We start from the raw sequence: 14444 nt of genomic DNA on the forward strand, positions 1-14444 counted from the left end.
TTAATCCCTAAGAGGAACGGGCTGAATGAAGTTCGCAGGCTATGACCACCGCCTTGTCACCGAAGTGCCAGCACTCGGCACGAAAAGTCGGAAAAAACGTCGGAATCGGGGTAATAGTAGCGAGACGATACACTTTGCCAGGCTTTGTTGAACAGATATCTGTGCGAACACCTTGCTAACGGCCGCCGTGGGATTAAGCTGGGCGCCGTTTTTGCCTATCGGAGTGCCCTATGTCCCGTCGTTTGCCGTTGATCCTGCTGCTTATTGCCCTGCCGTTATGGCTGGCCGCCAGTTATGCCGCACGCTATGGCTTCATGGAGGATGGGCAATGGGTTGGCATCTGCGCGGATGAGGCCAGCCGCTGGGAATGCCAGGTGCGTTCGAATTTGGGTTTGATGATTCATTTCAAGCTGCTGGGGTGGGCGGCGTTGATCACCTCGGTGCTGGGCTTTTTTGTACCGGGGCGTGCGGGGTGGGCGTTGGCGGTGGTGGGGTTGGTGTTCGGGTTGCCGGCGCTGGCGTTGTACAACACGACGTTTGCGGTGTTTGCGGTGGTGGTTGCGGGGTTGCGGTTGGTCAGGAAGCCGCGCGGCGCCTTGTAGGAGCGAGCTTGCTCGCGAGGGTCGTTAACGATAACGCGGGGTACCTGATGCCCCGCGTTATCTTGGTGTTTTTCGCGAGCAAGCTCGCTCCTACAGGCGATTGGGTTAAACCTTGCGCACCCGCAAGCAACGCCACAAAGCCGCAACCATCAGCACGCTGACCACGGCCCAACCCCAGGCCTGCTGGTTCAACAGCCCTTCACGGTACAACTGCGGCGCAATGCCGGCACCGATGATAAAGGCCAGCAACGCAATCTCCCGACGCGGCCCGGTCACCGGGCGTACCAGATACACCAGGGCCGGCAGCACCAGCGCTGCGCTTGGGAAGCTGCGATAGCGCGGGTCAAACACTAGCGCCAGCATCATCACCGCACCGGCAAACCCGGCGATTGCCACCAGCCAGCCGGCGCGCTGCTCCAGCCAGTTGAACCCGCGCTCACGCCAGCCTTCGCGGGCGCTGAGTGCCAGTGCGGCGTGGGCCAGCACCAGCAGGTTCAACGCCACCAGCAAGCCTGCCCATACCCATTCATCGCTGAAGCGCGCGGTAACGCGGGTCAGTTCGGCCCAACTGCCGATGGAGCATGCCGCCACGGCACCGAGCAACGGCAGTATTAATGCAGAGCGCGTGCTGCGAACGCGGCCGCCGAGCACCAGGGTGCCAAGCAGGATGAGCCCGCCGACGCCCAGCCACAGCGGCCAGTACGGCACGTTGGTCACAGGACCTGCGAGAACGCCTTTGTCTTGGCGGTCTGCATCGAACAGCCCCCAGTAACCGCCCACAGCCCCTTCACTGGCGCGCTTCCATGGCTGGTCAAAGGCTTCGATCAGGTTGTATCGCCAGCCATTGGCTTCGGCCATGGCCACGAAGCCGCGCATGAACCTGGCTTCATTGACCCGGCTGGGCACGGCGGTTTCGCGCTGGCGGCCCTCGCTAGGCCAGCCGGTTTCACCGATCACGATGTCCTTGGGTGCAAATTTATGGCCGAAGGTCTGGCGCACATCGCCCACGTGCTTGAGCGCCTGGTCGATGCCGGACGGGTCATCTTCCCAATACGGCAGCAGGTGAATGGTCAGGAAGTCCACCGCCGGCTCGATTTCTGGGTGTTGCAACCAAAATTCCCAGACATCGGCATAGGTGACGGGCTGCTTGATCTGGCTTTTAACCTGATGGATCAGCGCCACCAGCTGCTTGGCAGTGACTTCCTTGCGCAGCAGGGCTTCGTTGCCGACGATCACCGAGGTCACCACGTCCGGGCTGGCGTTGGCCGCCGCGATCAACTCGTTGATCTCTTTTTGAGTCGCCACGGGGTCACTGCTGACCCAGGCCCCGGCCATCACCTTCAACCCATGCTTGCGCGCCATGTCCGGCAGGGCTTCCAGGCCGGTCATGGAATAGGTGCGAATGCATTCAAAACGCGTGGCGAGCAGCGCCAGGTCGGCGTCCATGCGCTCGGGGCGTAACCTGAACGGCTGGTCGAACGGGGATTGGTCCTTGTCGAATGGCGTGTAGGACGCACATTGCAGCTTATGGCTGGCGCTGGCGACGTCCGGCAATACCACGGGCCGGCCGAGGCCGTACCAGTAGCCGGCAAGGGCAAGCACGCCGAGGATCAAGGCGAAGAAATAGGGCAGGGCAGGGAAGCGGGCAGTCGCGGGCATGGTCGGCTTATCTGGGGGAGCAAAGGCGCGCATCTTACCCGGATTTGCCGCAGCCCAGTGCGGCTGCATAATTTTGACATGCAAACTTCGGGCGGGATTCTGGCGATAACGCCTACAAAGCGTCCTACTGGCGATGTGATGTCGTTTCTTGCTCAACCAAGGTCGCTGACAGAGCAGGGCAAATGCCCACGCAGGTTGAAGATAAAACTGTCAGTACTCCACTGATGCCTCAGCAACCGGATCGATGCGCGTGAAGGGGGCGCGGTGCACCCTATAACAACAGTTTGACGTCGCTCGGCATCCGTCGGGCGCAGCACTTTCGGGGAAGTACTATGAAGATGCGACGACTCTTGGGCGCAGCTGCCACTCTGGTAGTTGCGATGGGCTCCACACTGGCCAGTGCCGACAGCAAGACCCTGAGCATCGGCTACGTGGACGGCTGGTCCGACAGCGTTGCCACTACTCATGTGGCGGCAGAGGTGATCAAGCAAAAGCTCGGCTATGACGTAAAACTGCAAGCGGTTGCCACCGGGATCATGTGGCAGGGTGTTGCCACCGGCAAACTCGATGCCATGCTCTCCGCCTGGCTCCCGGTGACCCACGGTGAATACTGGACCAAGAACAAGGACAAGGTGGTCGACTACGGCCCCAACTTCAAGGACGCCAAGATCGGCCTGATCGTGCCGGAGTACGTCAAGGCCAAGTCCATTGAAGACCTCAAGACCGATACCACCTTCAAGAACAAGATCGTCGGCATCGACGCCGGTTCAGGCGTGATGCTCAAGACCGACGAAGCCATCAAGCAATATGGCCTGGACTACAAACTGCAAGCCAGCTCGGGTGCGGCGATGATTGCCGAACTGACCCGCGCCGAAGACAAGCAGGAGTCGATTGCGGTCACCGGTTGGGTGCCGCACTGGATGTTCGCCAAGTGGAAACTGCGTTTCCTGGACGACCCAAAAGGGATTTATGGTGCTGCTGAAACCGTCAACAGCATCGGCAGCAAGGGCCTGGAGAAGAAAGCGCCGGAAGTCGCGGCCTTCCTGAAGAAATTCCAGTGGGCCTCCAAGGATGAAATCGGTGAAGTCATGCTGGCGATTCAAGAAGGCGCCAAGCCGGACGCCGCGGCCAAGGACTGGGTAGCCAAGCACCCCGAGCGCGTCGCCGAATGGACCGCTAAATAACCCCGCCCCAACTGTAGGAGCGAGCTTGCTCGCGAAGAACGCACCGGCACCGCGATCATCCAGGATGAACGCGTTATCGTTGACGTTTTTCGCGAGCAAGCTCGCTCCTACATTTTTTTCAAATCCTCGCTAAGCTCGATCTACTACTAAGGTCGTCTGGAACCCATTGCGCAGCCGCATACAGTGGATACGTTCCAAAATAATAAAAAGCTGTGCTGCGAGGATAAAAACAATGAACGACAGCATTTACCTCTCGATTCAAAACAGCCCGCGTTTCAAGGAGCTGGTCAGGAAAAGGGAAAGGTTCGCCTGGATTCTCTCGGCGATCATGCTAGGGCTTTACTCCGCTTTCATCCTGTTGATTGCCTACGGGCCACAAGTACTGGGGGCCAAGATCAGCCCCGGTTCCTCGATTACCTGGGGCATTCCCCTGGGCGTCGGGCTGATTGTGTCGGCCTTCATTCTCACCGGCATCTACGTGCGTCGGGCCAACGGCGAATTTGACGACCTGAACAATGCGATTCTCAAGGAGGCTGCGCAATGATCCGGCGTCTATTGGCTCTATTCGGCGCTTCGCTGTTGGCTCCGGCCGTTTGGGCGGCGGACGCGTTGACCGGTGAAGTGCACAAGCAACCGCTGAACGTCTCGGCCATTGTGATGTTCGTCGCGTTTGTCGGCGCCACCCTGTGCATCACCTACTGGGCGTCCAAGCGCAACAAATCGGCGGCGGACTACTATGCGGCCGGCGGCAAGATCACCGGTTTCCAGAACGGCCTGGCCATTGCCGGTGACTACATGTCGGCGGCGTCCTTCCTGGGGATTTCCGCGCTGGTGTTCACTTCCGGCTACGACGGCTTGATCTACTCGATCGGCTTCCTGGTGGGCTGGCCGATCATTCTGTTCCTGATCGCCGAGCGCCTGCGTAACTTGGGCAAATACACCTTTGCCGACGTGGCGTCCTATCGCCTGGGGCAAACCCAGATCCGCAGCCTGTCGGCCTGTGGCTCGCTGGTGGTGGTGGCGTTCTACCTGATCGCGCAGATGGTCGGCGCGGGCAAGCTGATCCAGCTGCTGTTTGGCCTTGATTACCATGTGGCGGTAATCCTGGTGGGTATCCTGATGTGCCTGTACGTGCTGTTCGGCGGCATGCTGGCGACCACCTGGGTGCAGATCATCAAGGCGGTACTGTTGCTGTCCGGTGCCTCGTTCATGGCGCTGATGGTAATGAAGCACGTCAACTTCGACTTCAACATGCTGTTCTCCGAGGCGATCAAGGTTCACCCCAAAGGTGAAGCGATCATGAGCCCTGGCGGCCTGGTGAAAGACCCGATCTCGGCATTCTCCCTGGGCCTGGCACTGATGTTCGGTACCGCTGGGCTGCCGCACATCCTGATGCGCTTCTTCACGGTGAGCGACGCCAAGGAAGCGCGTAAGAGCGTGCTGTACGCAACCGGCTTCATCGGCTACTTCTATATCCTGACCTTCATCATCGGCTTCGGCGCGATCCTGTTGGTCAGCACCAACCCGGCGTTCAAGGACGCAGCGGGCGCCTTGCTTGGTGGTAACAACATGGCGGCGGTGCACCTGGCCAACGCGGTGGGTGGCAGTATCTTCCTGGGCTTCATCTCGGCCGTGGCGTTTGCCACCATCCTCGCGGTGGTTGCCGGCTTGACCCTGGCGGGTGCTTCGGCGGTGTCCCATGACCTGTATGCCAGCGTGATCAAAAAAGGCAAGGCCAACGAGAAAGATGAGATTCGCGTGTCGAAGATCACCACTGTAGCCTTGGGTGTATTGGCCATCGGCCTGGGTATCCTGTTCGAAAGCCAGAACATTGCGTTCATGGTCGGCCTGGCGTTCTCCATCGCTGCCAGCTGTAACTTCCCGGTGCTGCTGCTTTCCATGTACTGGAAAAACCTCACCACCCGTGGCGCCATGATTGGCGGCTGGCTGGGCTTGATCAGCGCCGTGGGCCTGATGATCCTCGGCCCGACCATCTGGGTCTCGATCCTGCACCATGAAAAAGCGATCTTCCCGTACGAGTACCCGGCGCTGTTCTCGATGATCATTGCGTTCGTCGGCATCTGGTTCTTCTCCATCACCGACAAGTCGGCGGCGGCAGAGAAAGAGCGTGCGCTGTACTTCCCGCAGTTTGTGCGTTCGCAGACTGGCCTGGGGGCGAGCGGGGCGGTTAATCACTAAGTTGTCAGTTGTATAAGAGATACCCCGGTCGTAAGGCTGGGGTATTTTTTTGCCAGGGCTAGCCTCATCGCGGCATAGGTATCTACACAATTTTGTAGGTGGTAGCAGCCAACGCTAACCACGATGCGAAGCGAGCCGCTCTTGATCTTGATCTGCTTTTGATCTTAGGCGCCCCGTCAAACCACGCTGGCCGGAATTCGACAGGGATTTGGGGGGTAAACCGGCAGGGATGCCGGTTTAGCCGCCCCGCGCCATGGATGGCGCGTGGCGGCGGCCCCCCAAATCACTGGCGGATTACGGGCACACCGAGCCTAAGCGAGGTGCCGAGTGGTGGGGCAAGAGCCCTTTGGTTACTTTGGGGCTTTTCCAAAGTGACCCGCCGTCAGGGCGGAACCCTAAGTGGCCGTTACCGCAGCAATGGATATGCACACAATCCAACCGTGTTGACCGCCAGGCCGCCTTCGCGAGCAAGCCCACACAGTTGGGTCGTGGGGCGTCAGGTAAATAGGTGTCGGCTGGCAGGTCGCTATCGCAGGCAAGCCAGCTCCCACATTTGGATGGTGGTGTGTCAGGTAGATAAGCGCCAGCTATAAGGCCGTCACGGGAGCAAGCTCCCTCGCCACAGGGTCAGCGTCGCACCAAAGTTGTGTAGATTCGCGGGCAAGCCCGACTGTGTGAACCCGGTCAACTGTGGGAGCTGGCTTGCCTGCGATGGCGGTAGATCAGGCCACACAAACAAAAACGGCCTCCACTAAGGGAGGCCGTTCTCAGTACAAACAAGCAATCAGGTGCTTACTTGCGATCTTCCAGCTTGGTGATGTCACGCGACTCGTAGCCGGTGTACAGCTGGCGCGGGCGGCCAATCTTGTACGGGCTGGAGAGCATTTCTTTCCAGTGGGAGATCCAGCCCACGGTCCGCGCCAGGGCGAAGATCACGGTGAACATGCTGGTTGGAATGCCGATCGCCTTGAGGATGATCCCCGAGTAGAAGTCGACGTTCGGGTACAGCGAGCGTTCGATGAAGTACGGGTCGGTCAGGGCGATCTCTTCCAGGCGCATGGCCAGTTCGAGTTGCGGATCGTTCTTGATGCCCAGTTCCTTCAGCACTTCGTCGCAGGTCTGCTTCATGACGGTAGCGCGCGGGTCGCGGTTCTTGTAGACCCGGTGACCGAAGCCCATCAACTTGAACGGATCGTTCTTGTCCTTGGCCTTGGCGATGAATTTGTCGATGTTGGACACATCGCCGATTTCATCGAGCATGGTCAATACGGCTTCGTTTGCACCGCCGTGGGCAGGGCCCCACAGTGCGGCGATGCCGGCGGCAATACAGGCGAACGGGTTGGCACCCGACGAGCCCGCCAGGCGCACGGTAGAGGTGGAAGCGTTCTGCTCGTGGTCGGCGTGGAGGATGAAGATCCGGTCCATGGCCTTGGCGAGCACCGGGCTGATCGGTTTGATCTCGCACGGGGTGTTGAACATCATGTGCAGGAAGTTTTCCGCGTACGTCAGGTCGTTGCGCGGGTACATCATGGGTTGGCCCATGGAGTACTTGTAAACCATTGCGGCCAGAGTCGGCATCTTGGCAACCAGGCGGATCGCCGAAATTTCGCGATGCTGCGGGTTATTGATGTCCAGGGAGTCGTGATAGAAGGCCGACAGGGCGCCTACTACACCGCACATGACGGCCATTGGGTGGGCGTCGCGACGGAAGCCGTTGAAGAAGGTCTTCAACTGCTCGTGCACCATGGTGTGGTTCTTCACGGTGCTGACGAACTGGGCTTTCTGCTCGGCTGTTGGCAATTCGCCATTTAGCAGCAGGTAGCAGGTTTCCAGGTAGTCCGACTTTTCAGCCAGTTGCTCGATCGGGTAGCCGCGATGAAGCAGAATGCCATTATCACCATCGATATAGGTGATCTTCGACTCGCAGGAAGCGGTCGACATGAAGCCTGGGTCGAAAGTAAAACGGCCCGTGGCCGTCAGGCCCCGTACGTCGATAACATCGGGACCAACGGTGCCGGTTAAAATGGGCAGCTCGACGGGGGCTGCGCCCTCGATGATCAACTGCGCTTTTTTGTCAGCCATGTGGCCTCCTATTTATGCTTCAAATCATCAGACAGACCCCCCACGCAGGGCCCGCACCACTATATTGATATAAATCCAGATGTCAATTTGCCTAAAGTCTTGCGCCAGAAGGCTTTAACCGTACTTTTTCGTCGAAATTGCCTGCCATTTACGCCTTTTATCCCGCCAGCGCAATCAGCTATTAGGGTGAGGTGTGCGCGTTGTCATTAGTAACCTAACTGTCTATACTCGGCCACCGACCGCCAAGGGCTTTTGGGCTTGCTTTCATTGGGGGTCGCACTCCCTGGGTGGTGCTTACCTGACCAGTCGCACTCCCCAACAACTTTGCCCTGATTGTTAGGGGCTCTTCAGTGTGAAAAAAAGCCGTGAATAGCCAACGACCTGTAAACCTAGACCTAAGGACCATCAAACTCCCCATCACCGGCGTTACGTCGTTCCTGCACCGTGTTTCCGGCATCATCCTGTTCCTGGGCTTGGGCATCATGCTTTATGCATTGAGCAAATCCCTGGGTTCCGAGGAAGGATACGCCGAGGTGAAGGCATGCTTGACCAGCCCGCTGGCCAAGTTCGTAGCATGGGGCCTCCTGTCCTCTCTTCTGTATCATCTGGTAGCCGGTGTGCGCCACTTGATCATGGACATGGGCATCGGTGAGACGCTGGAAGGCGGCCGCCTGGGCTCGAAAATCATCGTCGCCATTTCCGTGGTGCTGATCGTTCTGGCAGGAGTTTGGATATGGTAACCAGCGTAACGAATCTGTCGCGTTCGGGCCTCTATGACTGGATGGCACAGCGTGTGTCTGCGGTCGTTCTCGCGGCTTATTTCATTTTCCTGATCGGATACCTCGTCGCAAACCCGGGCATCGGCTATGAGCAATGGCATGGCCTGTTTTCCCACAATGCGATGCGAATCTTCAGTCTGCTGGCCCTTGTAGCCCTGGGCGCTCACGCCTGGGTCGGCATGTGGACCATCGCGACTGACTACCTGACGCCGATGGCGCTGGGCAAGTCCGCGACTGCAGTACGTTTCCTCTTCCAGGCAGTATGCGGCGTCGCGATGTTCGCTTACTTCGTCTGGGGTGTGCAGATTCTTTGGGGTATCTGATTCATGGCTAACATTCCAACTATTTCATTCGACGCCATCATTATTGGTGGCGGCGGTGCTGGCATGCGCGCTGCGCTGCAGCTGGCCCAGGGCGGTCACAAGACTGCCGTGATCACCAAGGTGTTCCCGACGCGTTCCCACACCGTATCGGCCCAGGGTGGCATCACCTGCGCCATCGCCTCCGCCGACCCGAACGATGACTGGCGCTGGCACATGTACGATACCGTCAAGGGTTCCGACTATATCGGTGACCAGGACGCTATCGAATACATGTGTCAGGAAGGCCCGGCCGCGGTGTTCGAGCTGGACCACATGGGCCTGCCGTTCTCCCGTACCGAGCAAGGCCGTATCTACCAGCGTCCATTCGGCGGCCAGTCCAAGGATTACGGTAAAGGCGGGCAGGCTGCCCGTACCTGCGCTGCGTCCGACCGTACCGGTCACGCGCTGCTGCACACCCTTTACCAAGGCAACCTGAAAGCCGGTACCACGTTCCTGAACGAGTACTACGCTGTTGACCTGGTCAAGAACGCCCAGGGCGAGTTCGTCGGTGTGATCGCCATCTGCATCGAAACCGGTGAAACCACCTACATCCGCGCCAAGGCAACTGTTCTGGCGACCGGTGGTGCAGGTCGTATCTACGCGTCGACCACCAACGCCCTGATCAACACCGGTGACGGCGTCGGCATGGCTCTGCGTGCTGGCGTACCGGTACAAGACATCGAAATGTGGCAGTTCCACCCGACCGGCATCGCCGGCGCCGGTGTACTGGTGACCGAAGGTTGCCGTGGTGAAGGTGGTTACCTGATCAACAAGCACGGCGAGCGTTTCATGGAGCGTTATGCTCCGAACGCCAAAGACTTGGCCGGTCGTGACGTTGTGGCCCGTTCGATGGTTAAAGAGATCATCGCCGGTAACGGCTGTGGCCCGAATGGCGACCACGTACTGCTCAAGCTCGATCACCTGGGCGAAGAAGTGCTGCACAGCCGTCTGCCTGGTATCTGCGAGCTGTCCAAGACCTTTGCCCACGTTGACCCGGTAGTTGCTCCGGTTCCGGTGGTTCCAACTTGCCACTATATGATGGGCGGCGTGCCGACCAACATTCATGGCCAGGCAATCACCCAGAACGCCGAAGGCGAAGACGAGATCATTCATGGTCTGTTCGCGGTAGGTGAAGTGGCTTGCGTATCGGTTCACGGTGCCAACCGCCTGGGCGGCAACTCGCTGCTCGACCTGGTGGTATTCGGTCGCGCGGCCGGCCTGCACCTGGAAAAGGCGCTGACCGACGGCATCGAATACGATGACGCCACCGACGCCAACATCGAAGCTGCCCTGGCGCGCCTGAACGCTCTGAACGAGCGTACGGATGGCGAAGACGTAGCAACCCTGCGTCGCGAGCTGCAAAGCTGCATGCAGAACTACTTCGGTGTGTTCCGTACCGGCGAATACATGCAGAAGGGTATTGCCCAGCTGGCAGACCTGCGCAAGCGTATCGCCAACGTCAAGATCAACGATAAGAGCCAGGCGTTCAACACTGCTCGTATCGAAGCCCTTGAACTGCAAAACCTGCTGGAAGTGGCTGAAGCGACTGCGATCGCCGCCGAGGTTCGTAAAGAATCCCGTGGTGCTCACGCTCGTGAAGACTTTGAAGATCGCGACGACGAAAACTGGTTGTGCCACACCCTGTACTTCCCGGGTGACAAGCGCGTAACCAAGCGTGCCGTGAACTTCTCGCCGAAGACGGTGCCGACGTTTGAACCGAAGATTCGGACTTACTAAGGGTGGCTGCCATGTTGAAAGTCAGTGTTTATCGCTACAACCCTGATCAGGACGCTGCGCCGTTCATGCAGGAATTCCAGGTCGATACCGGCGGTAAAGACCTGATGGTGCTGGATGTACTGGCACTGATCAAAGAGCAGGACGAAGGTTTCTCCTATCGTCGCTCTTGCCGTGAAGGTGTGTGCGGTTCCGACGGCATGAACATCAACGGCAAAAACGGCCTGGCGTGCATCACGCCGCTGTCCGCCGTAGTCAAAGGCAACAAGCTGATCGTTCGTCCACTGCCAGGTTTGCCGGTTATCCGTGACCTGGTCGTCGATATGAGCATCTTCTACAAGCAATACGAGAAAGTTAAGCCGTTCCTGCAGAACGACACGCCGGCTCCGGCCATCGAGCGTCTGCAGTCCCCGGAAGAACGTGAAAAGCTCGATGGCCTGTACGAGTGCATCCTGTGCGCTTGCTGCTCGACATCCTGCCCGTCCTTCTGGTGGAACCCGGACAAGTTCCTGGGTCCAGCTGCGCTGCTGCAAGCCTACCGCTTCCTGGCAGACAGCCGTGATACCAAGACGTCCGAGCGTCTGGCTTCGCTGGATGACCCGTTCAGCGTATTCCGCTGCCGCGGGATCATGAACTGCGTCAACGTATGTCCTAAAGGCCTGAACCCGACTAAGGCCATTGGTCACATCCGTAACATGCTGCTGCAGAGCGGCGTGTAACTGACGTTGTAGTAAAAGCAGGACCGTTGTGCCCGTAAATGCTACGGCGCAGGCTTCAACCGGCGCCGTAGTTTTAACTTGAGCAGCGACTTACAAAGCCGCGGCTCTTATTTTGAAGAAATGAGACAAGCAGGGGCATTCGGGTTGGTACCCGAACTATCAGCGTGATCCTAAGTGGCTTGTTTTGGTCGCTGCACTTGGCCTTTTGCAAGCAAACTCGGTGTTTTCGCCGGTGGTGTCCCCAAATCGAGGGTGACCAAGCATGCAAGAAAGCGTGATGCAGCGCATGTGGAACAGCGGCTATCTTTCAGGTGGTAACGCTGCCTATGTGGAAGAGCTTTATGAGCTCTACCTGCACGACCCTAACGCTGTGCCAGAAGAATGGCGCACCAAATTTCAGACGTTGTCTTCAGACGGCAACGCTGCCACCGATGTATCGCACGCAACAATTCGCGATCAGTTCGTGCTGCTGGCAAAGAACCAGCGCCGCGCCCAACCGGTTTCCGCCGGCAGCGTGAGCAGTGAGCATGAGAAGAAGCAAGTTGAAGTACTGCGACTGATCCAGGCCTACCGTATGCGTGGCCACCAGGCAGCCCAGCTTGACCCGCTGGGGCTGTGGCAGCGTCCTGCACCTGCAGACCTGTCGATCAATCATTACGGCTTGACCAATGCCGATCTTGATACGACCTTCCGTGCCGGCGACCTGTTCATCGGCAAAGAGGAAGCGAGCCTACGCGAAATTCACGAAGCGTTGCAGCAGACATATTGCCGCACCATCGGCGCTGAATTCACGCACATCACCGATTCCGAGCAGCGCCACTGGTTCCAGCACCGCCTGGAAGGCGTGCGTGGCCGTCCGGTATTGTCCGCCGATGTGCGCGGCCACCTGCTGGAGCGCGTGACCGCGGCCGAAGGCCTCGAGAAATACCTGGGCACCAAATACCCAGGCACCAAGCGTTTCGGCCTGGAAGGCGGCGAAAGCCTGATTCCGATGCTCGACGAACTGATCCAGCGTTCCGGTTCCTATGGCACCAAGGAAATCGTGATCGGCATGGCTCACCGTGGTCGCCTGAACGTGTTGGTCAACACCTTCGGCAAGAACCCGCGCGAGCTGTTCGACGAGTTCGAAGGCAAGAAGAAGGTCGAGCTGGGTTCCGGTGACGTTAAATACCACCAGGGCTTCTCGTCCAACGTGATGACCACCGGCGGTGAAGTTCACCTGGCCATGGCATTCAACCCCTCCCACCTGGAAATCGTTTCGCCAGTGGTCGAGGGTTCGGTACGTGCTCGCCAGGATCGTCGTAACGACGCCACCGGTGAGAAAGTGCTGCCGATTTCCATCCACGGTGACGCGGCATTCGCCGGTCAAGGCGTGGTCCTGGAAACGTTCCAGATGTCGCAGACCCGCGGCTTCAAGACCGGCGGTACCGTTCACATCGTCATCAACAACCAGGTGGGTTTCACCATCAGCAACCCGTTGGATGCGCGCTCCACCGAGTACGCCACCGACGTTGCCAAGATGATCCAGGCGCCGATCCTCCATGTGAATGGCGATGATCCGGAAGCCGTGCTGTTCGTGACCCAACTGGCTGTCGACTACCGCATGCAGTTCAAGCGTGACGTGGTCATCGACCTGGTCTGCTACCGCCGTCGCGGTCACAACGAAGCGGACGAGCCAAGCGGCACCCAGCCGTTGATGTACCAGCAGATCACCAAGCAGCGCACCACCCGTGAGCTGTACGCCGAAAGCCTGACCAAGGCCGGCGTGGTTGACGATGCGCGTGTTCAGGCGAAAGTCGACGAATACCGCAACGCGCTGGACAACGGCCTGCATGTAGTGAAAAGCCTGGTCAAAGAGCCGAACAAAGAGCTGTTCGTTGACTGGCGCCCCTACCTGGGGCACACCTGGACTGCACGTCACGATACCTCGTTCGATTTGAAGACGTTGCAGGAACTGTCCGCCAAGCTGCTGGAGATTCCCGAAGGCTTCGTCGTACAGCGCCAGGTTGCGAAGATCTACGAAGACCGTCAGAAGATGCAAGCCGGCGGCCTGCCGATCAACTGGGGTTACGCCGAAACCATGGCATACGCGACCCTGGCGTTCGAAGGTCACCCGATCCGCATGACCGGCCAGGACATCGGCCGCGGTACGTTCTCGCACCGTCATGCTGTATTGCACAACCAGAAAGACGCGGGCACCTACATCCCGTTGCAGAACCTGTATGAAGGCCAGCCACGTTTCGACCTGTACGATTCGTTCCTGTCCGAAGAAGCCGTCCTGGCGTTCGAATACGGTTACTCGACCACCACGCCTAATGCGCTGGTGATCTGGGAAGCCCAGTTCGGCGACTTCGCCAACGGTGCCCAAGTGGTGATCGACCAGTTCATCACCAGCGGCGAGCACAAGTGGGGCCGTCTGTGCGGTCTGACCATGCTGCTGCCACACGGTTATGAAGGTCAGGGGCCAGAGCACTCCTCGGCCCGTCTGGAGCGTTACCTGCAACTGTGCGCCGAGCACAACATCCAGGTGTGCGTGCCGACGACCCCGGCCCAGATCTACCACTTGCTGCGTCGCCAGGTGATCCGTCCGCTGCGCAAGCCGCTGGTGGTGCTCACGCCGAAGTCGCTGTTGCGTCACAAACTGGCCGTTTCGACCCTGGAAGATCTGGCCCAAGGTTCGTTCCAGACCGTGATTCCAGAGATCGACACGCTGGACGCCGCCAAGGTCACTCGCCTGATCCTGTGCAGCGGCAAGGTCTACTACGATCTGCTGGAAAAACGCCGTGCCGAAGGCCGCGAAGACATCGCCATCGTGCGTATCGAGCAGCTTTATCCGTTCCCGGAAGATGACCTCATGGAGATCATCGCGCCTTACACCAACCTCACTAACGTTGTGTGGTGTCAGGAAGAACCGATGAACCAGGGCGCCTGGTACAGCAGCCAGCATCATCTGCGTCGCAGCATCGGCAACCACAACAAGGCCTTGGTCCTTGAGTACGCCGGTCGTGATGCTTCTGCTGCACCTGCCTGTGGTTATGCGTCGATGCACGCCGAGCAGCAGGAAAAACTGCTGCAAGATGCTTTCACTGTTTAACGCCTTCGCGCTGACTGAAACCGAATTTTA

11 protein-coding genes are annotated in these 14444 nt (G+C 58.9%); 9 read left to right on the forward strand and 2 right to left on the reverse strand.

Annotated features, from left to right (window positions below):
- Window positions 1-230: 230 nt before the first annotated feature.
- On the forward strand, window positions 231-602 hold the full coding sequence (locus tag ACWHXD_RS09960) for a hypothetical protein (protein ID WP_138763474.1): 372 nt from the start codon (window positions 231-233) through the stop codon (window positions 600-602).
- A gap of 105 nt (window positions 603-707) precedes the next feature.
- On the opposite strand, the gene ACWHXD_RS09965 is transcribed toward ACWHXD_RS09960, so the two are convergent.
- A complete protein-coding gene (locus tag ACWHXD_RS09965; protein ID WP_138763473.1) occupies window positions 708-2261 on the reverse strand; it encodes a glycoside hydrolase family 17 protein in 1554 nt (517 codons plus the stop codon).
- Window positions 2262-2593: 332 nt separating this feature from the next.
- On the opposite strand from ACWHXD_RS09965, the gene ACWHXD_RS09970 reads away from it, so the two are divergent.
- The 3 genes from ACWHXD_RS09970 to ACWHXD_RS09980 all read left to right on the forward strand — a co-directional run bounded on the left by ACWHXD_RS09970 (window position 2594) and on the right by ACWHXD_RS09980 (window position 5644).
- The gene (locus ACWHXD_RS09970) at window positions 2594-3445 is read left to right on the forward strand and encodes a glycine betaine ABC transporter substrate-binding protein (RefSeq protein ID WP_003233255.1); all 852 of its coding nucleotides are present in this window, start codon (window positions 2594-2596) and stop codon (window positions 3443-3445) included.
- A gap of 232 nt (window positions 3446-3677) precedes the next feature.
- Window positions 3678-3989, forward strand: coding sequence for a DUF485 domain-containing protein (locus ACWHXD_RS09975; RefSeq protein ID WP_003190001.1), 312 nt, complete (start codon window positions 3678-3680; stop codon window positions 3987-3989).
- Window positions 3986-5644, forward strand: a complete 1659-nt coding sequence (locus ACWHXD_RS09980; protein ID WP_032892639.1) for a cation acetate symporter — start codon at window positions 3986-3988, stop codon at window positions 5642-5644. The genes ACWHXD_RS09975 and ACWHXD_RS09980 overlap by 4 nt, the downstream gene beginning before the upstream one ends.
- 792 nt (window positions 5645-6436) lie before the next feature.
- On the opposite strand, the gene gltA is transcribed toward ACWHXD_RS09980, so the two are convergent.
- Window positions 6437-7726 carry a citrate synthase gene (gene gltA, locus ACWHXD_RS09985; protein WP_003172803.1) on the reverse strand — a complete coding sequence of 430 codons (1290 nt, stop codon included), beginning with the start codon at window positions 7724-7726 and terminating at the stop codon, window positions 6437-6439.
- 365 nt (window positions 7727-8091) lie between these two features.
- Between gltA and sdhC the strand changes: the two genes are divergently transcribed.
- The 5 genes from sdhC (at window position 8092) to ACWHXD_RS10010 (ending at window position 14414) form a co-directional block, all read left to right on the forward strand.
- Window positions 8092-8466, forward strand: coding sequence for a succinate dehydrogenase, cytochrome b556 subunit (gene sdhC / locus ACWHXD_RS09990; RefSeq protein WP_014717729.1), 375 nt, complete (start codon window positions 8092-8094; stop codon window positions 8464-8466).
- The gene (sdhD, locus tag ACWHXD_RS09995; protein WP_003172805.1) at window positions 8460-8828 is read left to right on the forward strand and encodes a succinate dehydrogenase, hydrophobic membrane anchor protein; all 369 of its coding nucleotides are present in this window, start codon (window positions 8460-8462) and stop codon (window positions 8826-8828) included. Before sdhC ends, sdhD begins: the two co-directional genes overlap by 7 nt.
- Window positions 8829-8831: 3 nt before the next feature.
- Window positions 8832-10604, forward strand: coding sequence for a succinate dehydrogenase flavoprotein subunit (sdhA, locus tag ACWHXD_RS10000; protein WP_010211741.1), 1773 nt, complete (start codon window positions 8832-8834; stop codon window positions 10602-10604).
- 11 nt (window positions 10605-10615) lie between these two features.
- Window positions 10616-11320 carry a succinate dehydrogenase iron-sulfur subunit gene (locus ACWHXD_RS10005; protein WP_003172807.1) on the forward strand — a complete coding sequence of 235 codons (705 nt, stop codon included), beginning with the start codon at window positions 10616-10618 and terminating at the stop codon, window positions 11318-11320.
- Between the two features lie 262 nt (window positions 11321-11582).
- Entirely contained in the window at window positions 11583-14414 is a 2832-nt protein-coding gene (locus ACWHXD_RS10010; RefSeq protein WP_032892637.1) for a 2-oxoglutarate dehydrogenase E1 component, read from the forward strand.
- Window positions 14415-14444: the final 30 nt, after the last annotated feature.

This window comes from Pseudomonas fjordensis (genome assembly GCF_976987115.1).

Coding starts and splice junctions, on each gene's coding strand:
- ACWHXD_RS09960 (WP_138763474.1), top strand. CDS start 231: ATGTCCCGTCGTTTGCCGTTGATCCTGCTGCTTATTGCCCTGCCGTTA.
- ACWHXD_RS09970 (WP_003233255.1), top strand. CDS start 2,594: ATGAAGATGCGACGACTCTTGGGCGCAGCTGCCACTCTGGTAGTTGCG.
- ACWHXD_RS09965 (WP_138763473.1), bottom strand. CDS start 2,261: ATGCCCGCGACTGCCCGCTTCCCTGCCCTGCCCTATTTCTTCGCCTTG.
- sdhA (WP_010211741.1), top strand. CDS start 8,832: ATGGCTAACATTCCAACTATTTCATTCGACGCCATCATTATTGGTGGC.
- ACWHXD_RS09980 (WP_032892639.1), top strand. CDS start 3,986: ATGATCCGGCGTCTATTGGCTCTATTCGGCGCTTCGCTGTTGGCTCCG.
- ACWHXD_RS09975 (WP_003190001.1), top strand. CDS start 3,678: ATGAACGACAGCATTTACCTCTCGATTCAAAACAGCCCGCGTTTCAAG.
- sdhD (WP_003172805.1), top strand. CDS start 8,460: ATGGTAACCAGCGTAACGAATCTGTCGCGTTCGGGCCTCTATGACTGG.
- ACWHXD_RS10010 (WP_032892637.1), top strand. CDS start 11,583: ATGCAAGAAAGCGTGATGCAGCGCATGTGGAACAGCGGCTATCTTTCA.
- ACWHXD_RS10005 (WP_003172807.1), top strand. CDS start 10,616: ATGTTGAAAGTCAGTGTTTATCGCTACAACCCTGATCAGGACGCTGCG.
- gltA (WP_003172803.1), bottom strand. CDS start 7,726: ATGGCTGACAAAAAAGCGCAGTTGATCATCGAGGGCGCAGCCCCCGTC.